Source organism: Eubacterium sp. An11 (assembly GCF_002161065.1).
GTDB classification, from domain to species: Bacteria; Bacillota; Clostridia; order Lachnospirales; family Lachnospiraceae; genus Anaerobutyricum; species Anaerobutyricum faecale.
On the sequence record NZ_NFLV01000008.1, the window covers coordinates 78,107 to 99,216 of the forward strand.

Annotated in this window: 24 protein-coding genes; 1 reads left to right on the top strand and 23 read right to left on the bottom strand. The window is 45.5% G+C overall.

Annotated elements, in window-relative coordinates; all coding sequences use genetic code 11:
* Positions 1-11: 11 nt before the first annotated feature.
* The 19 genes from B5E53_RS08280 to B5E53_RS08365 form a co-directional block, all read right to left on the bottom strand.
* Positions 12-686 carry an alpha-E domain-containing protein gene (locus tag B5E53_RS08280; RefSeq protein WP_087313988.1) on the bottom strand — a complete coding sequence of 225 codons (675 nt, stop codon included), beginning with the start codon at positions 684-686 and terminating at the stop codon, positions 12-14.
* Positions 668-853 (bottom strand): hypothetical protein, encoded by a 186-nt coding sequence (locus tag B5E53_RS20100; RefSeq protein ID WP_343215619.1) that lies wholly within the window; start codon positions 851-853, stop codon positions 668-670. The genes B5E53_RS08280 and B5E53_RS20100 overlap by 19 nt, the downstream gene beginning before the upstream one ends.
* Positions 854-874: 21 nt before the next feature.
* Positions 875-1,756: a circularly permuted type 2 ATP-grasp protein gene (locus B5E53_RS08285; protein ID WP_343215622.1), complete on the bottom strand. Its 882-nt coding sequence runs from the start codon at positions 1,754-1,756 to the stop codon at positions 875-877.
* Positions 1,750-1,980: a circularly permuted type 2 ATP-grasp protein gene (locus B5E53_RS20105; protein ID WP_343215620.1), complete on the bottom strand. Its 231-nt coding sequence runs from the start codon at positions 1,978-1,980 to the stop codon at positions 1,750-1,752. The genes B5E53_RS08285 and B5E53_RS20105 overlap by 7 nt, the downstream gene beginning before the upstream one ends.
* 78 nt (positions 1,981-2,058) lie before the next feature.
* Positions 2,059-3,498: an APC family permease gene (locus tag B5E53_RS08290; RefSeq protein ID WP_087313990.1), complete on the bottom strand. Its 1,440-nt coding sequence runs from the start codon at positions 3,496-3,498 to the stop codon at positions 2,059-2,061.
* Between the two features lie 30 nt (positions 3,499-3,528).
* Complete coding sequence (locus B5E53_RS08295) at positions 3,529-3,876, bottom strand: P-II family nitrogen regulator (RefSeq protein WP_087313992.1); 348 nt, start codon at positions 3,874-3,876, stop codon at positions 3,529-3,531.
* Between the two features lie 27 nt (positions 3,877-3,903).
* Positions 3,904-5,031 carry an FAD-binding oxidoreductase gene (locus tag B5E53_RS08300; RefSeq protein ID WP_087313994.1) on the bottom strand — a complete coding sequence of 376 codons (1,128 nt, stop codon included), beginning with the start codon at positions 5,029-5,031 and terminating at the stop codon, positions 3,904-3,906.
* A 4-nt stretch (positions 5,032-5,035) separates the two neighbouring features.
* Complete coding sequence (locus B5E53_RS08305) at positions 5,036-5,362, bottom strand: (2Fe-2S)-binding protein (protein ID WP_087313996.1); 327 nt, start codon at positions 5,360-5,362, stop codon at positions 5,036-5,038.
* Positions 5,350-6,972 carry an FAD-dependent oxidoreductase gene (locus B5E53_RS08310; RefSeq protein ID WP_087313998.1) on the bottom strand — a complete coding sequence of 541 codons (1,623 nt, stop codon included), beginning with the start codon at positions 6,970-6,972 and terminating at the stop codon, positions 5,350-5,352. Before B5E53_RS08310 ends, B5E53_RS08305 begins: the two co-directional genes overlap by 13 nt.
* Before the next feature lie 11 nt (positions 6,973-6,983).
* Positions 6,984-7,310: a (2Fe-2S)-binding protein gene (locus B5E53_RS08315; RefSeq protein ID WP_087314000.1), complete on the bottom strand. Its 327-nt coding sequence runs from the start codon at positions 7,308-7,310 to the stop codon at positions 6,984-6,986.
* Positions 7,311-7,326: 16 nt separating this feature from the next.
* Complete coding sequence (locus B5E53_RS08320; RefSeq protein WP_087314002.1) at positions 7,327-8,472, bottom strand: tyramine oxidase subunit B; 1,146 nt, start codon at positions 8,470-8,472, stop codon at positions 7,327-7,329.
* Between the two features lie 315 nt (positions 8,473-8,787).
* Entirely contained in the window at positions 8,788-9,636 is an 849-nt protein-coding gene (locus B5E53_RS08325; protein WP_162611857.1) for a helix-turn-helix domain-containing protein, read from the bottom strand.
* A gap of 232 nt (positions 9,637-9,868) precedes the next feature.
* Entirely contained in the window at positions 9,869-10,123 is a 255-nt protein-coding gene (locus B5E53_RS08330) for a hypothetical protein (protein ID WP_087314006.1), read from the bottom strand.
* Between the two features lie 205 nt (positions 10,124-10,328).
* Complete coding sequence (locus tag B5E53_RS08335) at positions 10,329-11,708, bottom strand: aminotransferase class III-fold pyridoxal phosphate-dependent enzyme (RefSeq protein ID WP_087314008.1); 1,380 nt, start codon at positions 11,706-11,708, stop codon at positions 10,329-10,331.
* Between the two features lie 96 nt (positions 11,709-11,804).
* Positions 11,805-12,308 carry a helix-turn-helix domain-containing protein gene (locus tag B5E53_RS19210; protein ID WP_162611858.1) on the bottom strand — a complete coding sequence of 168 codons (504 nt, stop codon included), beginning with the start codon at positions 12,306-12,308 and terminating at the stop codon, positions 11,805-11,807.
* A gap of 383 nt (positions 12,309-12,691) precedes the next feature.
* Positions 12,692-13,495, bottom strand: coding sequence for an SDR family oxidoreductase (locus B5E53_RS08345; protein WP_087314011.1), 804 nt, complete (start codon positions 13,493-13,495; stop codon positions 12,692-12,694).
* Between the two features lie 56 nt (positions 13,496-13,551).
* On the bottom strand, positions 13,552-14,016 hold the full coding sequence (locus B5E53_RS08350) for a VOC family protein (protein WP_087314013.1): 465 nt from the start codon (positions 14,014-14,016) through the stop codon (positions 13,552-13,554).
* 5 nt (positions 14,017-14,021) lie between these two features.
* Positions 14,022-15,281 carry an MFS transporter gene (locus tag B5E53_RS08355; RefSeq protein WP_162611859.1) on the bottom strand — a complete coding sequence of 420 codons (1,260 nt, stop codon included), beginning with the start codon at positions 15,279-15,281 and terminating at the stop codon, positions 14,022-14,024.
* Positions 15,282-15,706: 425 nt separating this feature from the next.
* Positions 15,707-16,072 (bottom strand): PDZ domain-containing protein, encoded by a 366-nt coding sequence (locus tag B5E53_RS08365; RefSeq protein ID WP_087314019.1) that lies wholly within the window; start codon positions 16,070-16,072, stop codon positions 15,707-15,709.
* 340 nt (positions 16,073-16,412) lie between these two features.
* Here B5E53_RS08365 and B5E53_RS08370 point away from each other — a divergent pair, with 340 nt between their 5' ends.
* Positions 16,413-17,312: an AraC family transcriptional regulator gene (locus tag B5E53_RS08370; protein ID WP_087314021.1), complete on the top strand. Its 900-nt coding sequence runs from the start codon at positions 16,413-16,415 to the stop codon at positions 17,310-17,312.
* Positions 17,313-17,598: 286 nt separating this feature from the next.
* Here B5E53_RS08370 and B5E53_RS08375 read toward each other — a convergent pair whose 3' ends face one another.
* From B5E53_RS08375 to B5E53_RS08390, 4 genes are all read right to left on the bottom strand, one after another.
* The gene (locus B5E53_RS08375) at positions 17,599-18,930 is read right to left on the bottom strand and encodes an MATE family efflux transporter (protein WP_087314023.1); all 1,332 of its coding nucleotides are present in this window, start codon (positions 18,928-18,930) and stop codon (positions 17,599-17,601) included.
* A 75-nt stretch (positions 18,931-19,005) separates the two neighbouring features.
* Positions 19,006-19,503: a pyridoxamine 5'-phosphate oxidase family protein gene (locus tag B5E53_RS08380; protein ID WP_087314025.1), complete on the bottom strand. Its 498-nt coding sequence runs from the start codon at positions 19,501-19,503 to the stop codon at positions 19,006-19,008.
* Between the two features lie 343 nt (positions 19,504-19,846).
* Positions 19,847-20,524, bottom strand: a complete 678-nt coding sequence (locus tag B5E53_RS08385) for a DUF6198 family protein (protein ID WP_087314027.1) — start codon at positions 20,522-20,524, stop codon at positions 19,847-19,849.
* Positions 20,517-20,960, bottom strand: coding sequence for a MarR family transcriptional regulator (locus B5E53_RS08390; RefSeq protein WP_204245511.1), 444 nt, complete (start codon positions 20,958-20,960; stop codon positions 20,517-20,519). The genes B5E53_RS08385 and B5E53_RS08390 overlap by 8 nt, the downstream gene beginning before the upstream one ends.
* Positions 20,961-21,110 lie beyond the last annotated feature (150 nt).

The following is a 21,110-nucleotide window of genomic DNA, read 5'->3' on the forward strand; positions in this document are numbered from 1 at the left end:
ATACACTGTATTTAAGAGATCAGCCCTCCCAGACAGCGAAGCGCCTCCTGTTTTTGAATTTTCTGATCCATCTTGTGATCAATCAGATCTTTCAGACGTTTCAGATTATCCTCATTATAACACAGATTTGTTTTACCCAGGCGGTTAATCAGCTTCCGGTATTCTTTTTCCAGATCATCCATATGGTAATCCAGCCGGATACAGAGATCCAGACGCTCGATATATTTTCCGCATTTTAAAATGTTCCGGCAGTCTTCCTGCTCCACATAGTCGTCGGCACAGCCCCAGAAGGCAAGAAGATAATCAATAACCTGCTGAAGCTCCAGAAGAGGCGCCGTGGTTTTCCGGCAGCCGTCGAAAGTATTAAGGGCAAGCTCCACGTAGGACAACACGTTGCTGCTCAGTTCATCCCGCAGCACAACCGCGTTGTCGTACGCTCTTTTCATGTTGGAAAAGACAGAATCCGGGTTATCCTCTCCAAACAGATAGGACTGCACAAACTGTTTGTTGGATGTATAGATATCCGGGATATTGAGTCTCTCACAATATTTTACATATACGCCCTCCGGCTGCTCGATCATCTTGTCATAAATATGAAAGAACAGCCGCAGAGTCGTGTACACTCTCTCTGTATAGCGTCCCAGCCAGTACAGATGGTCAACTTTTTCTACTGATATAATACCCATGTGTCTTTAAATCCTCCTCCCTGTGATGAATTCACTACAAAAGAATCCGGGTTCCGGGAAAACCTGGTCAGCCCGCTGGCCCACACCTTCGTCTCTTTGCCGGACAGTACAAAGGCCCGGAGATCTGCCTTACGTTTCACAATCTCGCCGTCCTCGCTGACATCCATATCCTGGAAATCGATGACTTCCTAGGCGATAAACCGGCGGGATTCTTTTTGGATCAGCTCTTTCATCTCCGAAAGTTTCTCCCTGCTCAGCGTATTTCCAAAAATCACTCCGTAACCTCCGGCCTCCGCCACATCCTTAATGACCAGATTCTCCAGATGATCAAGCACATAATTCCTGTCCTCCTCAAAGAACGGCAGATAGGTCGGCGCATTTTTAAGCACCGGTTCCTGGTCAAGATAATAACGGATCATCTTCGGCACAAAATAGTAGATGCCCTTATCGTCGCCGATACCGTTGCCCGGCGCATTGACGATGGCCACATGGCCGCTGCGGTACACGTCCATGATATTCGGAATACCGATGAGCGATTCCGGAAGAAATGTCATGGGATCCAGATATTCATCGGAAATTCTCCGGTAAATCACTCCCACCTTCTGTTTTTTCTCCCGGTAATCCCTGTAATACAGATAATTATCTTCCACAAACAGCTCCGAGCAGGTGGCCAGCTCACTGCCGGTCCGCTCTGCCAGATAGGAATGTTCAAAATAGGCGGCATTATAACGTCCTGGCGTCATGATAACAGGAATTCCTCCCGTGTTGACCCAGGCCAGAGTCTCTTTCAGCAGCGAAGCATAATTTCTGTTATCCACAATGGGCGTGTTACTGAAAGTCGCCGGTGAGACTCTCCGGCAGATCTCCCGGGCGATGAGCGGATAAGAAACGCCGGACGGAATCCTCAGATTATCTTCCAGTATGTACCATTCCTGGTCTTTTCCAAGGACGAGATCGATGCCCGAAATATGGCTGTAAATGCCCTTTGGCGGACAGATTCCATCACATTCCGGAAGATAACCGGAAGACGTAAAGACAAATTCTTCCGGAATAATCTTATCTTTTATGATCTTTTTTCTCCGTAAATGTCTCTCAAAAACAGATTCAGTGCATCCACTCTCTGTGTCAGACCTTTTTCCAGCTTCTTAAAATCCTCATGGGATATCACTCTGGGAATCGCGTCGAAAGGAAACAGCTGCTCATGAAATTCTCCGTTTTTATAAATTCCAAACTTCACACCATATCTTGCCATCAGACGGTTGATTCCCTCCGCATGCTCCATCAATTCTTTCATCTCTGTTCCCTCCTTCAAAAAGAAAAGGCGCTCAGAACCATATATTCTGAGCGCCCTCGCCTTATATTCTTCTTTTCTCTAATAATCTACTACATGAAGATGGGCGTTGTCAACTTTTATCTGATGTTCTTTTCTTTTTCTTGCCACCTGGTAGGCGTCATTTTCCATGGCCATCACCTGATGGACCGGAAGCGGTTTAAAGAGGGCCAGCTTCATGACCTTCTTGATCCAGACGGCTGAATAGATCCCCAGCGCCAGGAAAATGATGGCGCAGATCATATAAATCCGAAGTCTCGTGGCCGGGTCAGAATCAATGTTTATGATCATAAATACATTTCCTGCCGCGCCGATGACCGGACAGAGGATGCCTCCTGGCGTTTTGAATGTCCGGGGAGCTTTCGGAAGCCGGTGTCTTAAGATCAGCACGTTAATGTTGGAAATGATGTAGGCGATCATCCAGAACACGCTGCCAATGAGAATCAGGAAAGATAACTGATTGGTGGTGGATAGTCCCGTGGCGTTGATGACGATCATCACTCCGCCGATGGAAAGAATACCCACGTAAGGCGCGCCTTTTTTATTTTTCCGTCCAAATACTGCCGGGAGCAGGTTGATCTTCGCCATTCCCGCACAGATATAGGACAGGGAACTGATGACCGAATTGACGGTGCTGACCACGGCGAAGATGGACACCAGCGCCATCCAGATCACGCCGGCATTACCAAGGAGAGACCGTCCGTAAAGCACATGGGGAGAATTATCAGCCGCCAGCACTTCCCACGGCGTGTAATTGTGCATGCCAAGCACCACCAGCACTTCCATGACACAGACAATAATCAGACTTAAGATCATACCCAGCGGAACATTTCTCCGGGGATTTTTCACGTCCTTCGAGATCGGGATGATAAACTCGCATCCCAGAAACAGGAAAAACGCCAGACCCACATAGGAGAAAATCTCTCCGAAATTCATGGTCAGTACCAGCGGTTGTTCTACTTTTGTTCCGGTACCGATGCCGAAAATACCCAGCAGTCCCAGGATAACCAGGGAAAAGATCAGGCCGTAGGCCACCAGGTTCTGTATCTTCGCGAAGATATCCAGTCCGTTTAAGTTGGCGGCGATCAGTACCACCAGCAGGATGACACAGAATACATTGGAGGGGATTCCTGTGTTTAATACACTGTTCATGGTATTTCCAAACATGGCGCATTCCACACTGCCGCAGATGGTGTTGCACACCAGATATCCGCCTACCATGGAGATAATGGCGGCGAAGGGACCCATACAGGCCAGTGTATACTGCGCCAGGCCGCCTGTCAGATTCGGCATCAGCGCATTGAGCTCCGATAAGGACAATGCCGTCATGATATTGACAAAACAGGCAATGACCATGGCGATGATAAAGCTGATTCCCAGACTGCCGGCGCCCTGTCCCAAAGACATCAGACAGCTGGTCGCCACGATCAGCCCGACGCCTACTGCTATGACACTGGGCAGCCCCAATTTCTTTTCATTCATACATATCGCCTCCCTGTCAGGTTTCTTCCGCTATACCAGCGCGGAAGTGCCTTCTTCTCCGGTACGGATCCTGATAATATTGCTGACATCGGAAATAAAAATCTTGCCATCCCCGATATGTCCTGTATACAGTTCTTTTTTCACCACATCAACCACGGAATCAATCTTTTCATTTTCCACGTAGAGAATGATCATCTGCTTTGGCAGAAGCTCCATATCTTCCACCACATCAGCGGCATATTCATAAGTTCCTTTCTGTGTACCGCAGCCCATGGCCTGCAGCACGGTCATACCGTGAACGCCGATTTTGCTCAAAGCATGTTTCAAAGCAGCCAGACGATACATCGATGTGATTATTTCAATTCTTGACATTTCCATAGTAGTCACTCTCCTATCTATATTTTTTTAAGCTTTCGCCCGAAAGCGGTCATATCGAAGTTCATGCAGATCCACTGCCGTTGGCTCATGGAGAGCCAGCTGGGAAAGCACCGTTCCCACTGCCGGCGCGATACCAAAACCATGTCCGGAAAATCCGCAGGCAAGAATCAAACCAGGCACCTCCGAAACCGTGCTGATGACCGGCACTTTATCGGCGCAGAGGTCCATCCAGCCGGCCCAGGTCCGCACGATCTTGGCATCCCTGAGCACCGGAAAATATTTGATAATCCCCCGGCAGGTACTCGGTGCGGATATACTGTTGGTCACCGGCGTATGATTATCCTTGGTAAATCCTTCAAGACCGGAAGTTCCGCCGAATACAAAGGAACCGTGTTTGGTCTGATGTCCGTAAAAATCCGCTTCCGCTGTGCCGAGCATCTGATCAAACATCGGCGGCTGCGCCTCCGTGACCAGGGCTTCCAGCATGGCCGGCTGCATCGGGATATCAATCCCCACGGTGGCAGCGATCTCTCTGCTGCCCAGACCGGCGGCAAGGATCACCGTGTCGCCTTCGTACACATTGTCCTTCGTGATCACCTGGCGGAGATGCCCTTTGATTTTTCGCAGAGCGACCACCGGTTCTTCCGTGATAAATCGGGCGCCCAGCCGGCGGGCCATCTTATAATACCCCAGGGTCGTGGTCAGCGGATTGGCGTGGCCGTCGGTCGGACACCAGCTGGCGCCAATGACTTCATCCGATAAATACGGATTGATGACACGGACTTCGTCTCCGTCGATCATCCGCACATCAAGGCCGCAGGCTTTCGCCCGGTCGGTAAGTCCCTGTAAGATTTCCAGATGTTTTTCCGTTTTTCCCAGACGAAGATTGCCGTCCTGATGATATTCACAGTCCACTTCCAGCTCCTCGGAAAGGGTCGGCCACAGGTTCTTTATGCCGTACATAGCCAGGGGAAGTTCTCTTGGATCACGTCCGGACTGACGTACGCCGCCTCCGTTGCGGCTGGAACCTCCGTTTCCGATATCTTTGCTGCCTTCCAGTACAAGGACAGAACAGCCTTTTTTTGTGAGATAATAGGCAGCGGCACAGCCGATGATCCCTCCGCCTACGATAATAACATCCGCATGATTGTTCATGGCATCACACCTCCCTTTCCTCATTTGCCAGAATATACATTTCCGTCGGCCGCATCGGCGCCCGGGAGGTCGCCGGTTCCAGGCACGCCGGAGATACATTCAGTTCACGGGCTACAATACTTTTTACCAGTTTTGAACAGGTCTGGCCCTGACAAAGTCCCATGCCGGCCCGCAGGTAACGCCGGATTTCCGCGATGGTAAACATTCCGTCGTGGACCGCCTGACGGATTTCTCCTTTTGTCACTTCCTCACACCGGCAGATGATCATATCGTCATCCGGCGCCGGTACAAATGGTCCGATATCTCTTGATCTGTCATTCATTCTGCTGATCCTCCTTCCCTTACAGCATCCTTTCCTTCCCGGGAAGGATTCTTATAAAACCGGGCTTTCATGGCCATTTCAGCCGGTACTTTTATGGTAAGAAGCGCCGTCTGATCAAAGGCTTTCGCCGTCTTTATATCAAGAACACTGGCTTCACAAAGTTCTTTTCCGTCCCGTCCCAGCGCCATTCCTGTCTCTCCCTTCTCCGGAAGCGGCAGAAATTCATAGGGCAGTGTCACGCTGGCAAAACCGTCGCCAATATCATCGTCGACCAGGAACACTGCCTGACCGGAGCAGGCGGCCACACACATGCCGCATCCGATACATGCTGCGTCATCCACCACAAACGGCAGTGCTGTGATATTATCTCCGATGGAAATGCATCCTTTCGGACAGGCATCCTGACAAGGATTACACGGAATGTTCTGCGTACATTCCATGACCGGATGGACGCCGACTCTCTTTGTCACGCCAGGAAAACGCATAATCTCATCCTCCGCCACAAAGCCGTGTTTTAACAGATTCTCAGAAACCGGGATTCCTTCTTCCGTGGTCTCGATTTTCTTTCCTTTCTGTCCCGGTGCGAACATTCCCTGGCGGAGGCTAAAAAGCTGACCTTCCAGCATGTTCTTTCCTGTCTCTGCCTCCGCTCCGTCCACATATCCAAGATATCTCGCCGCCGCCAGGCCGGCCATTCTTCCCTCGATCATGGCGGAGCTGGCCTCCTCGATACCGGAGACATCGCCGGCCACAAAGATTCCCGGAACGGACGTCTGGCCCTCTTCATCACAGACCGGCACCTGACCGCCCTTCGCTGGATCATCTTCCATCTGGCAGCCTGCCATTTTCAACAGCTGGGACATCGGGGAGAGTCCCACCGCCAGACAGATGGTATCCACATCGAAATGTTTCTCCGTTCCCGGCACAAACTGAAAATGTTCATCCACCTGGGCGATCGTGACACCGGTGACACAGTCCTCGCCTTCCGCCTCCACGATGGTGTGGCTTAAATAAAACGGAACGCCGGTTCTGGCTACTTTGGCCGCGTGAACGCCGTAGCCGCCCACCTGCGGCGCCGCATCCACGAGAGCTACCACCTCACAGCCGCACTGGAGCAGCTGAAAACTTACCACCAGACCTACATTTCCGGTACCAAGCATCAAAATCCTGCTGCCGGGTTTTACACCGTGCAGATTCATCATGGTCTGGGCCGCTCCGGCTCCGATGACGCCGGGAAGTGTCCAGCCCGGGAAGGTGACCATATTTTCCGAAGCGCCGGTGGCCACGAGGATGGCGTCCCCTTTATAATGGAAGAGTTTCTCTCCGATCTTTACAGTGACTTCTTTATCAAGATAGAGCCCCTCCACGGTGGCGCCCAGCACCACTTTGACGCCGGCGTCCGCCGCTTCTTTCAGAAGCTGCTGGCCGATGCGGAATCCGCGGATTTTCGCTTTATGTTCTTTGGAACCAAAAAATTTATGTATCTGTTTAAACAACTGTCCGCCCGGACGATCATTTTCATCAAAAACCACCACGCGCATTCCTTTCCTCGCCCCTTCAATGGCTGCGGAAAGTCCTGCCGGGCCGGCGCCCACAACAATCAAATCAAATCTTTCCATCTCTCTTCACCTCACATTTCCTTCTTTGCGCTGACCCCGTACTGGGTTCGAACATCCATACCCTCTCTCAGAGGTGTGACACAGGTGCGGATATTCGGCTTGCCGTCCACCACCATGACACAGTCCGTACAGCGCCCGATGGCACAGAAGATGCCGCGAGGCTTATGGGCCCGTTTCGTATAGCGGTGTACCATGACGCCCGCCGCTTTGAGGGCTGCCGCGATGGGTTCTCCCTCACAGCCATACAGCGTCTTTCCGTCATAGGTGAAAGCCACCTGTCTTCCCTTTTCTATTTCCCCCAAAATGGGATGTTCCGTAATTCTTCTTTCCATATCCATTTGCGCGGCCTCCTTCCTACGCCAGCTGCGGCTGATTCCACAGGTTAAGTTTCGTTCCGATTCCCCGTTTCAGGGCGTTTCGATAACAGACAGTGCCCCAGGCCACATCTTCCACCGGCATGCCTCCCACGGAATAAACCACGATCTCATCTTTCCTGCGGTGAACCGGAACCTTTCCGGTGATCACATCTCCCAGATCATCCACCTGATCTTTTGTCATTTTTCCGTCATGTATCAGATCCATACAGTGAACTGTCGGAATCGGAATAGATTCATAGGCCGGATACGGCATCTCATCTTCCCATGCCTCGTAAAGCATGATATTATCCGCCACATTTCTTGCCCTGTGGATGAGAAAATCATCATCAAATCTGGCCGCTGCCGGACAGCTTAATACGGCTCCCGGTTTGATCCACTCTTCCTTAATGTACGGATACTGGGAAATGTCTCCCGTCGGACTTGAGGTGGCGATACTCACAATGTCGCTGTCTCTGACTGCTTCCTCATCAGTTCCCACGATACGGATCTCTTTTACAGACGGATAAGATTCCTTTACAAACTCTGCAAACTCTGCTGCGGATTTAGACTTCAGGCTGCTTCCTTTGATCTTTACTTTTTTGATGGAAGGCCGCACCGCCATGGCCGCAGCGAAGGCCGTCTTTCCCATAACGCCAGGTCCGATGATTCCAACCGTGTCCGCATCCTCTCTGGCAAAATACTTAAATCCGACTCCCGGCACCGCCCCGGTCCGGTACGCGCTTAAAATATTGGCGGACATATAAGCCACCGGAGCGCCGGTATCCTTGTCATTTAAGGTCAGCATGAGAATGGAGCGTGGCAGGCCCTTTTTGTGGTTCTCGATGTTGGATCCGTACCACTTCATACCCGCCATATCGAACTTGCCGCCCAGATACGCCGGCATGGCCATGAACCGCCGGTCCGGCCCGTCTGTTGGCATGTTCGGGAACGGAGACGATTCCGGAAATACCATCATCACACCGTGGGAATTACCGTTAGCGCCGCCCATACGGTAGTCGCCCTTCTTCATGAGCCGGAACATTTCCTCAATGGCTCCGATGCATCCCGGCATATCCTTCACGCCGGCTTTCACCATGTCTTCTTCATTCAAATATAAAAAATCAACTTCTGGATATACGCTCATTTCTTCTCCTTTCCTGACGCACCCGCTGCGTCAATCCTGGTGGATTTGGAAGTTGTTTACTTCCAAACTTACTACCTCTTTTCTTTACTTATTAAAAGAGAAAAGGCGCCGGAAATCTTGTTCCAACGCCTTTGTTCTTACGGTTTTAAAGTTTACCACGAATCCGGGAAAAAAATTGTAAAAATCGGAACTACCACTTCTTCTGTCCCAAGTCTTTTCCATATTCCCTGAAAATAAGAAAGACTCCTGCGGGAAAGCCACAGAAGTCCTTCTTTTGTCTTCGCTGTTTGTGATTTTTTTATATTTACCGGCCTCTCAGAAAATTTTTTCCTCTATCAGATGCCGGCTGTACTGCGCCTTACAGATGAGCTTTTCATAGGTTTTGGGCGTCACGCTGGCAAACTTTTTAAAATCCCGGATCAGCTGCGGCTGATCATAGTATCCAAAATCCACCGCCACATCGGTCAGCCTCTCCTTATGGCCTTCCAGCCGGGATTCCAGGGAATTCATGCAGGTCAGCACATTTTGAAACTGCACGATCTTACACAGAAACTTCGGCCCGTATCCCAGTTCCTCATTAAACACTTTATTGATGTAACGGGAACTGTATCCGGTCTCTTCTTCCATCTGACACACTTTAATCCTTCCTCCCGTCTCATAAATCCTTCCGATAGAATGATCCACCAGCACATGGGCGCAGGAGGAGGCCTTCTGATTCTCTTTTTCGAAGATGCGCCCGTATTCCTCCAGAAAAGTATGAGCGCATCCTGCAAAAGTCGTCAGCCCTTCCATTTTTTCCAGAAAATCTTTGCAGGTGGTGATTTCCCGCAAATCTGCCTCACAGCACACCAGCTCTCTGGGAGAGGTGTCAAGAATGCATGGCCTTACTCCCGGCAGAAATCGCACGCCAAAATAAGTATGGCCGAATTGAAACAAAGTCTTCTGGCAGGAAAATACCGTGCCGCAGGCCCGGGCGTTCATAACCCCGTCTCCATACTCAAAAACCAGATCAATACAGCCATCCGGCACCGCCGAGATGTCTTCCCTGTCCTGCAATGTATACATATAAAAATGTAAGATACCATACCGGGCACAGATGGCCTTATAATAGTAATCCGTATGTATGACAAAATATGGCTGAATCAGTTTCATCGACCCGCTCATAAAAAGACTTCCTTTCACGTTAAACTCATGCTGTGACATCATAAAAAAAGGCGCATTCACCGATACAGTGAACACACCTTTGTCGTTCTTTTTTATTGTTATGTTTATTATTTCCAGAAAACAAATATACCAGCCGGATTATTCTTTGTCAATAAGTCCCACTCATGACTTTCCTATCTTTATTCTCTGGTCGCTGAAACTTTATTATTTTCCGCAATCATCCGTTTTTTGCTCATCTTCTTTCCCTTCCGGCCGCTTCTCTCTTCTTCTGTTCCTCTGCCAGCCGTGCCCTGGCTTCCTCCACGGTCTCCCCGTCTTTGGTGAGGAACTCGTCCACAAAAGAATCTGACATTTTTGTAAAGCCGCTCACGGCTCCCTCTTCAATCTTTTTATAACCACCCACCACAGTATTCTCAATCTTTTTGTAGCCGCCAACAACTTTCTCTGCAATCTTTTCATTGGCTTTGATAAGTTTTGATTTTGCCATTATGATTTCCTCCTTCTTATCTGCCTGTTTATTTTTTACGCTGTAAGGATACTCCTCTCATTTTTTCAAAATGTTTCTGTTTTGTTGTTGAATTATTAATGGATGAAACTTCATTCTTTCTGTCATCTATTATCCATAAAAAAAGGAACCGTCCATATCACATGCCGGTTCCTTTTCAATAATACCAATTTCTTTATTGTTTATTTTATGATGCAACGTATTTATAATTATTTTCTTTTAGAGCTTTCATTGATTTATCTGCTGCGGCAATTGTCTTTTCAGCATCTTCCATGGTGTGTGAAATATTAACATACCATCTGCCGCCGAACATAAGAAATACTCCGTTCTCCTGCATATAGCGCTGGAAATTATTCACTATATTTGTATCAAAACCATCTAAGTCTTCATTCGTATAAAGTTTTCTTCTTCCTCCTGGTACGCCAAAAATGGTAGAGAACACTCCATTTGCCTCTGTGATCGTCAAAGGAATATCATATTTCTTTGAAATATCAACTAAGCCGTCCATTATCTTTTCCTGAACCGCATATACCTTTTGATAAGCTGCACAGTCATCTCTCGTCAGTATATCCATTGTCGCCAATGCTGCAGCCATACCAAGACCATATCCCGGATACGTTCCCGGAACCAGAACCTTGTTTCCCCGAATGCAGTCCATAATGTGCTTTTTCCCACCTACGCATGACATTGGTATGCCGTTCGAAAGAGCTTTTCCCATCGTACAGATATCAGGGGTAATTCCGAGGACTTTTTGAGCTCCACCTATTGACACACGAAATCCTGTTATCACTTCGTCCATACTCATAACAATATTGTATTTGTCACAAAGTTCCCTTATTTTTTCCAGAAATCCCGGTTTAGGATAAAGTCCTTCATGATTCCATACAATTCCTTCCAAATGAATACCTGCAATAATATCATGATATTTATCAAAACATTCTTCTAATGCCTCGAAATCATTCCATGGAAGCATAATAGTTTCTCTGTAGGCAAGCGGGGAGCGTCCTTCTGTATAATAGGGATCAGATTCAGGACCACCATGAGTCGTAAAATCTGTATATGGAACTTCCGCATTCTTATCTGTGTTTATTCTTCCACCAAGAACGTTATCACACCAGCCTGCGTAGCTTCCCTGAAATCTTACAATGACGTTTTTTCCGGTATATGCCCGCATAATACGAAATGCTGCCTGCACTGCTTCCGAACCAGTAATCGTACATTTGATCTCCTCAATGCAAGGTACCAATTCAGAAAGTCTTTTTGCAAATTCAACGTCCATAGATGAAAAAAGGAGGTTCGAACCAATGGCCGTTCCATTATTTCTCATATATTCCACAATTCTCTCTACGAATTCCGGATGAGCATGTCCCAGAATATTCGGTCCCATAGAACCATTATATTCAATATATTCATTTCCATCTACATCTGTAAGATGTGTACCCTGAGATTTTGCAATAAATAATCTGTGTTCTGTTACATCCATAGGAATTCTTAGATTGGAATGTCCTCCAGGATAATATTTATTAAACTCTTTAGAAAGCATCTCACTTTTTTCTTTTTTTAACATAATTCATACCTCCCATTTTTTTATCTCTGCTGTAATCATGGTAACATGTAACTTCTGTACAATATAGGATAAATAGGAAATCATTCCAGCCAGTTATTAGGCATACATTTGAATAACATTTTTAGGAAGCTTTCCTGTCAGCTTCCTGCAACAGCGATTCATATGCGACTGGTCATAATATCCTGCCTGCAGAGCAAGGTCAGACAGCAGAATTTCCCCTTTGTTCTTTTTGTAGCAGTTGCACATCCACTGAAATTGTGTAACTTCACATAATTGTTTGATGGAAATTCCCAGATTATCTTTCATGATTTTTCTTAAATATCGTCCTGAGTATCCTGTTTGTTCTTCCAGTTCGCAGACGGAAACCTGTCCCTGTCCTGAAATTATCCTGTCTACTATGTATAAAACTATATTATTTTCATCTTTTTTCAAAAGAAACTGTTTTTCCAGATAATCTGATATAATTTTCCACCTGTCAGAAAACTGGTCGGCAAACGCCAGCTTTTCCTCAAACTCTTTGCCATTCCAAAAAGCATCTGCCAGGGCAATCTGCGTGTTTCCCACATCCTTTATATCACATCGGAATATATTTCCAAGCATACCTGTCCTCATTCTGATTCCGAAAATGCTTTTTACCCTGGAGAAAAAATCCAGTTTTTTCATTTGCTGCATAGTTATAGATGCGCTCATAATATAGCAGTACGCCCGCTCTTCTGTATAAAAAGCCATGATATCCGCACACAAATCAGGTAAAGCCAGAGATTTTGAATCATCAAAATCATCTACCTGGTATACCTCCCATACTATATTGCTTAATAAGGAATTTGTAGCAGGAATATAACTTTTATAATTTCTGTTATGTTCCAAATATGGTTGATATGGGGCAAATTCTTTCTGTGAATTTTTGTATAATTTTCTTATATCTTCCATAATATCTCCATCTTAACTGTTTATTGATCTAATCAAAATTATCACTTCTGTATTTAATCTGTACTCGCACCGCCATCTACGTATATAACCTGTCCGGTGATGCTATCGGCATATTTTGAACAGAGGAACAACATCATGTATCCAATATCTTCATGACTCTGTGCTCCCCTGGCTAACGGAATATATTTTTTCTGATATTCTTCCCAGGTCTGCTCCCTGTTTTTTCCATCTGCTTCATCGGTATCCAGAATATCTTCCCACATTTTTGTCTTAACAATTCCCGGTCCAACTGCATTGACATTGATATTATAATCTGCTCCTGCAAACGCCGCTGTCTGAGTAAGATAATTGACAGCAGCTTTTGTCATCCCATAATGACCGAATCCGTTACCGTGGGGAAGATCTCTTCTTCCTGCAAAGGATGTAGTTGTTACAATCTTTCCATGACCATACTTTTTCATCCTTCTCAGTGCGCACTGGAGACCGTTATTTACTCCCATCTGATTTGTCATAATAACCCTCATGATCTCTTCCTGAGAGCATTCAACAAAAGGAGTCACACAATCAATGCCGGCATTATTAATCACTATATCAAGTCGTCCGGTTTCTTCTTCCGCTTTTTGCAATACCTCATTCACCTGTTCAATATCGCTCACATCACAGGCTGCTGCCGATGCTTTACCGCCGTTTTCTGTTATTTTTTCCATCACCTTTATACAGTTTGCTTCCGTGCGGCTTGCCAGATAAACCATAGCTCCTGCCTGTGCAAGCTGTTCTGAAACAACTGCTCCGATTCCTTTTCCTGAACCAAATACAACCGCTGTCTGTCCTGATAAATCAATCTCCATAAATCCCATATTTCCACCTCTTTCACCTTTATCACTCTGATTTTATCGCTTTGATAACATTATTTTTATTCCTGACACAGTTCCTGCAATTCGAACAACATTCCTTCCGGATCTCTGAAATAAACCCAGTAGCACTTTGCGCCATCGCCCATCTCAGCTTCCTGTGGTTCCATGAAAGGTTTGACATCATACTTCTCAAGTTCTTTTACCCATTCCTGTATATTATCCACGTATAAACATAAATGGAGCTTGCCCGCACAGGCTGCCGTGTCAGGAACAGGGACCGGTGTCGGATCTGTAATTTCTATAAATTCAAGCATTACACCATCCGGTGTTTCCATAAATGCTTCCCTGTGACAATGGGTATCGTTATCACCAATGATTCCCATTGCTTTACCCTCATTTACATCATGAAATTCATCACTTGGTCCGTCCAAAAGTTTAAGTCCCAGAACTCCATGATAAAAGTCAATAATTGTTTCCAGATTTTTTACAATGAATCCCACATGGCTTGTCCTTAATATTTTCATTTTCCTTACCTCATTTCCTGTATTTCTGTCTGATTCTTTTTCATTGAAAAGTTAAACAAATTTCCTTTTTCTTTATAAGCTATTTTATGGGCTGATTTTATGATAAAGTATGCGCCGATCCCGATTATTATCAGAACTGTCCCACTGAGTATCATATTTGTACCGGCTCCTCCTCCAATTCTTCTGCCGATGGCCGGCACAATATAAGAACATAAAAATACTCCTGATGCTTCAATCCCTGACATCAGAGACATAGCCGTCGTAGTCGCTTTTCCATGGGTAGTACGACCTACATAGACGGTAAGCCCTGATACAATAATAAGGTTGAAAAACATGTTTATGATTCCTCCCACATAGCATCCGGCTACGCTATGGGTAAGCGGCGGAACAATCATAAATAAACCACAAAATATGAATGCAAGAGTTATGCTGTATCTTTTTGTAATTTTTATCCAAATATCTGATAAAAAACCTGCAACCGTACCTGCAACACTGCACAGTGAACCTATCACACCTGCCAGAGCTGTAGTTCCGATCTGAGCCTCATTAACAATATAGTCCGAATAATTCAGATACCATGCATTCCAGAATACAGCACCTACCAGATAAATAAGCAATAATCCAATTGCAATGACCGGCAATTTTTCATTTTCTTCTTCTGCCTGTCTGATATGTATTTTCGATTCTTCTTTTGTTTTTCCCTTAATCTCTGCCTTGTCAACATCAGGATAAAACAAAATCGTCAGAAGCAACACCGGAATCAGAAGAAGCACTGTTTTATATCCATCCTGAAATCTTCCTGTATTTGCAAAAATCCCGCCTAACAGAGTAAATACTGCCATTCCAAGCATTTTAAACGCATTATACCATCCCAGAACCCTATCTAAAATGTCAGGTGGAGATATCAATGTCAATACCGTCGGATTTGCTGCCGGAATGATTCCTCCCGGAATCCCAAGCAATGCGGAACATATCAATACACCAATCAAAGGCATGTCAACTAACAATATCAGCAAGCCTGAAATAATCGCGACCACAATACTTAAAATTACAATGGTTTTCTTGTTAAATACCTGCAGCATAATACTTGATGCAAATGCGGCAATCATCATAACAACCATCGGCAATGTTGAAATTAAAACTGCTGTCTGCTCCTGCCCCGGAAATGCCTGATAAATTAATGCCAAAACCACAACAGCAATACAATAAATCCATGATGAAAAAGATGTAACAAGTATCGTTATTATCTGTAATTTTAGCTTCAAAAAATACACCTCCTTAATAAAAAAAAGAGGAGATCGAACCTGTATAACAACCAGGAACGATCTCCTTTGATCAATTGTTTGCAGTAACTATAATTCTTTTTCCTCATTTTGCCTAGGACAAAACGGAACTTTTTATTTTGTTCCGTAAAAATCCATTTAACTTCTTATTTTTAATTTCATCCGCTGTATCTGCTTTTATTTTTACGTGAATTTTAGAAATAAATCCTCTCATCGTTGATCGTGCTTTCCATTTTCGGAAAATATTTCCGGAACATTTTGTCAGTAAAGCATCTGTCCAGGATTTGCTCTGCATATTCCGATGCCGGTTCCTCTGACGCCTGAAATCGTCCAAAGGGCATAAAAAAAGAACCCCGACCAGGATTCTTTTTTTATTTCTTTTATAAGGGAACTATTCCCGAACTCTTCTACTGCTGTCCGGCATCTTTGGCCGAACCAAGAGTAATACTAAGTGTCTGCGGCTGATATTTGCCATTGGAAGCCCGCTGGGTCACAACGGAGACGGTCTCTCCGGCAGCATAATACTGCAACGTATCCTGCAGCTGTTCCATATTTGACACAGAACGGCCGTCCAGTTCCGTGATAATATCACCCTTTTTCACACCAGCTTTATCTGCCGGTCCATTTTTTACCACCGATGATACAATGACGCCGCCCGGTATGCCGTACAACTCTGTAATATCCGCGGTCACTGTCTCTCCTTCAATCCCCAGATAGGAAGCTTCATCGGAATCTACCTTTTCTCTTGTCGGAAGATTTATGAGATCTTTCAGACTGGATTCCGCTTCCCATGGACATGACCGTTTCCTCCTTTTTTCATTTTATGTGTTTTAATCTTTCATTGATCGGTAAAATATTGATGTGCAGGTACTGATCTGCACATCAATATCCATACAAAGAAGTCAATACATGATGTACCTTTTGTCTTTCCTGCTGTGATGTCGCGACTGACTGCGGAATATCAGTCTTCCCGAAGCTGCCTGCTGTTTCTGATTTTCTGCATTGACTTCTTTTCTGCTCCGCCCTATAATAATAAAACCATATGGGAAAAATAAGAAGCAACTATACCGCCACATTTTAACAACATTGTGCCATACATCAAGAGGTGAATTTATGTGCTATAAAACTGCTGACATCAACGAAAATCTTCTGGAAAGCTTTCAATATCCGAAGGGAGAATTTCCTGTCTTAAGAACAAAGAAATCCCTGGATGAATACAAGCAGGGAGAAATAAGCTGCCACTGGCATTCTGAGTTTCAGTTCGGACTCCTGCTTCAGGGGAAATTAGACTATTATATTTTCAATAATCCCGTATCGAAATTACATCACACACTAAATCCAGGCGATGGATTTTTTATCAATTCGCGGGTTCTTCACGGATACAGACACACGGTTCCCGGAAGCAGCCTGTTTCTTTTCAGCATGATCCCAAGCTTTTTTGCATCTCCGCCATTTGGCAAATTATATCAGAAAATCATTCTTCCTGTGATGCACTCCAAAAAGAACGGCCTTTTTCTCATGTCTGATCAACAGGAAGACACGCTCATGTTGCGCCTTTTTCGCAAATTTAAGTCTCTTTGTCCCAAAGAACAGGATTATGAACTGCATGCCATGGAAGTGATCTGCCGCATCTGGCAGAGCCTTTTCCATAAATTTGAATCGGGCGATCTGCTTGCTGATCCCTCCCTCAAAAATATCTCTCACATGACCCGCATGCATAAAATGCTTGATTTTATTCATGAAAATTACAGCAAGCCCATGACCGTTGAACAGATTGCCGACGCCGGCCATATCAGCAAACGGGAATGTTTCCGCTGCTTTCGCGCCGTTATCAATCAAAGTCCCATCGAATATCTCATTCAATATCGCCTGACCATGGCCGCCAATCTTCTGATGTCCAGTGATAAACCGCTTTCCGCCATATCCGAATCCTGCGGCTTTGAGAATATCAGTTACTTTACAAAATGTTTTAAAAAACGTTATGGAATCCTTCCCCGGGAGTTCCGCTCCTGATTTTCTTTCGTCAGGCAGAATCTTATTGTATTTTTTATTACATTTGTCGTCAATTTGTTAGACTATATTTGTTATAATCGCAAAATAAATTGATTTTTTTATTTATTTCTTATTGTAAACCTTATATTTTTAATGTTTTTTCATTTATGTGTAAAATATGTAAAATTTCTGATTATTTATTGACAATTCATGTGTACAGTGTTATATTGTTTCATGAACAGGGAAACAGATACTTTCTCTCTTTAATGAAATCATACAATAAGCGACAAAAGAGGAAAGGACCTTATCATGAGGTCCTTTCCTCTTTTGTTATACTTTTCTGACAGCGCCAGAACAAGAGCGCTCCGATCAGGGCCACCAGCAATTCCGTGGCCGGAAAAGCACACCAGACGCCCCGGATCTGTCCCAGGAAAGACAGCAGGAAAGCCATGGGAACGATCACGATAAATCCCCGCAGCAGTGAGATGATATGCGCTGGCAGCGGCCGCTCTGTTGATGTAAAATAAATGGATATGATAATATTAAATCCGGCAAAAGGGCAGGCCAGGAAATAAAGACGCAGCCCCTCCATGGCAATGGTCTGGAGCACGGGGTCATGTTCACTGTTGAACACCGCAGTGATCGGAGACGCGCCGAAGAATACCAGCAGGTAAATGCAGACAGAAAACACCGCCATAACTGTCAGCGCACAGCGCAAAAACACCCGGATATCTTCATAATTCCTGCCTCCGAAGCTGCGGCTCAAAAGCGGCTGGATACCCTGAGCAATTCCCGTATAGATGGCGATGATCACCAGGGAGAGATTGGCAATGACGCCATAAGCGGCCACGCCCACATTTCCGTTGAGGTTCATAATGATGGAATTAAATACGATCATGACCACGCCGGAGGAAACTTCCGTGACCAGAGACGGGACGCCGCTTGATAAAATCCATCCGGCCTGTCCTGGCTGGGGACGGCATTTCACCGGATAAAATCCGTTATGTCTCCGGATAAAATGCGACGACAGAATCAGCATACTGATGATCGGCGCCAATCCGGTGGCGAATACGGCTCCGAAGATCCCCATACCGCAGGGAAAAATGAACACCCAGTCCAGAACTACGTTGGAGAGACTTCCTCCGATCATGGCTGCCATGGAAAGCTGCGGCGCACCGTCGTTTCTCACAAAACACAAAAGAACATTATTGAGAAGGAACGCCGGCGCAAAAAGCAGGATGACCCGAAGATATGTTCTTGACATGGTATATACATTATCTCTGGCGCCGAACAGATACACGATATCCCCGGCAAAGAGCAGGCCTACCGCCACAAAAATCACAGCAAATACAGCTGCCAGATACAGAGTGTGGGTAAATGTACGGTTTGCCGCCTTATGATCCTCCTGGCTTTTCTGTATGGAATAGCGGGTACCGCCGCCCATTCCGATCATCAGACCGCTTCCGTGAATAAAATTGTAAATGGGAATGGCCAGATTGAGTGCGGTAAGACCGTCTGTCCCCAGTCCTTTGGATACGAAAAACGTATCGGCAAGAATATAACAGGAAAGGCCGATCATGCCCATCACATTGAGAGACACATATCTCGCAAACTCCTGCAGTCGATTTTTCTTTTTCATACAAACCTCCCAAAATCCATCTTATGATCCTGTGAACTTTATTACATCGGTCAGGATCACAGAGCAAAAATGGCTTCATGACTCTTTTCTTGCTCTGACAAGCTCAATGGCTTCCTTTCCGGATACATGATCCATACTCATTTCCAGCATGCAGAGAGGCTCCCATTCCATCCTGATAAAATTCTCCCTGTTTTCTTTTGTATCCTTCGGAGCATATTTTACCGCCAGTTTCTCGATGGCGGTACGTTTCTCTTTCTCCTCTTCCAGAATACGGATCGTTCCAAAAATAATAACACTCCGGAAATACGAGGTATACTCTTCCGGTACAATATGATCCTGGGCAATTACGCAGAACGACGCCTTTGGATTGCTGCGGATGGCGTCCAGCTTGTGGCCGCTTTTGGCACAGTGAAAATACAGCTTATCTCCATCTGCCACGTAGCTTAACGGCACGCCGTAAGGATACTCCTCATCTCCCGCAAGAGAAAGCACCCCGGAGGTCCCTTCTCTTAAAATATCCATACACTCTTCTTTTGACAGCTGCTGTTTGTTTCTTCTCATTTCCTGAAACATTTTTTACCTCCTTACAATCTTTTACCGCAAAATCCTTCCCGCCTCAGGTTTTTTGTTTTAACATCTTTTTCACTACGCACCGGAAAAAGACAAAAAGAAAAGCATTGACCTTCGTATCTTCAATGGCCTAACGATACGAAATCAACGCTTCTGCTCTTACCCGGCGGCAAGCATTTTATTGCAGCACGAGAACCCGCACTAAAACAATAGCAGATCCTCAGTTATATATTCTTACAAATTTTTATCACAAACCGAAATACTTGTCAAGGATTTTATGCCGACAGCACATTGCCCGTCTGCGCCAGCGCCACATCTCTTACTTATCTAAGCATCACACTCTCATTTATGCCAGCGCCACATCGCCCACTCTTTTCATCCATTTGTTGGTCACCTTCGTGATCTGTCCCACAAAAATCATAGCAGCCAGCGTACCTTCCCGTACGCCTTCCACGCCGCCGAGGAATACCAGGGACAAAACGACCGAAATGCAGACCAGCGTAATATCAAAGCCCATTTTCATATTGCCAAATTTCACCGGGGCTACTTTACAGATGGCAAGCACTATTCCCTCGCCGGCTGTGGTGACAAGATTTGCCATCACTTCCACGCTGATGCCCAGAGCGATCAGCACGATGCCGATGATACAAAACAGCCATTCTTCCAGATAATTGGATACCTGTATTCCCTGCAGGAGATATTCCGCCACATCGATCATGGTTCCAAACACAATGGCAGCCGGAAACTGTAAGAGCTGAAACCAGTCATACTGCCTCCGGAGAATCGCAATCTGGATGAGCACAAACAGAAAATTCATGATAATAGTCGTGGTCCCCACTGACAGCCCGGAAATCAACGACGTCACATACGGGACCGTGGAGATTGGCGAAATACCCAGGTCTGCCTTGATGGAAAATGCCACGCCAAAGGCCATGATCGTCAAACCCAGACATAAAAAAACAAACCGCAGAACCGGATGATTGATTCTCTTTTTCTTTTCACTGTCAGAAATCGTATTACTCATAGTTCTTCCCCTTTTCTTTTGAAGATTGTTCTATGCTCCCGCATAATTTAACCAACATATTTTTCAGGGTATCCACCTCTTCTCCGGAAAGGCCGGACACCGCTTTTTCCTCTTCCCGCCGGAAAACATCCATCATTTTTTCCGCCGCGATCTGCCCTTTATCCGTTAGTGAAACATACAAAGAACGGCGGTTTCCTTCGCGGTTTCTCCGATGGACCAAACCAGCTTTTTCCATGCGAAATAAGATGCTTCCCACTGTTGCCTGCTCTATCTCACAATAAGCTGCAATCGTCTTCTGATCTGCCTCCTGATATTTAAAAAGAAAATCAAGGATTTTCGGCTGGCCGGAAGTAAGCCCCAGCTTGCCGGCTTCGGAAAGCACTTTTTTCGATAACATGGCGTGGGATTTCATCAGTAGATAATGAAGACTTTCCATTTTTCCTCCACAATTATACTAAGTATTCTTATTATATCAACACTCATTATATGCTTTCATATTAAAATGTCAAGAAATATTATTTGTTTTCTGCTTTTTATGTTAAAATGAGAATCAGAACGTTCTTCCATTGACGATCCTTTATTTTTA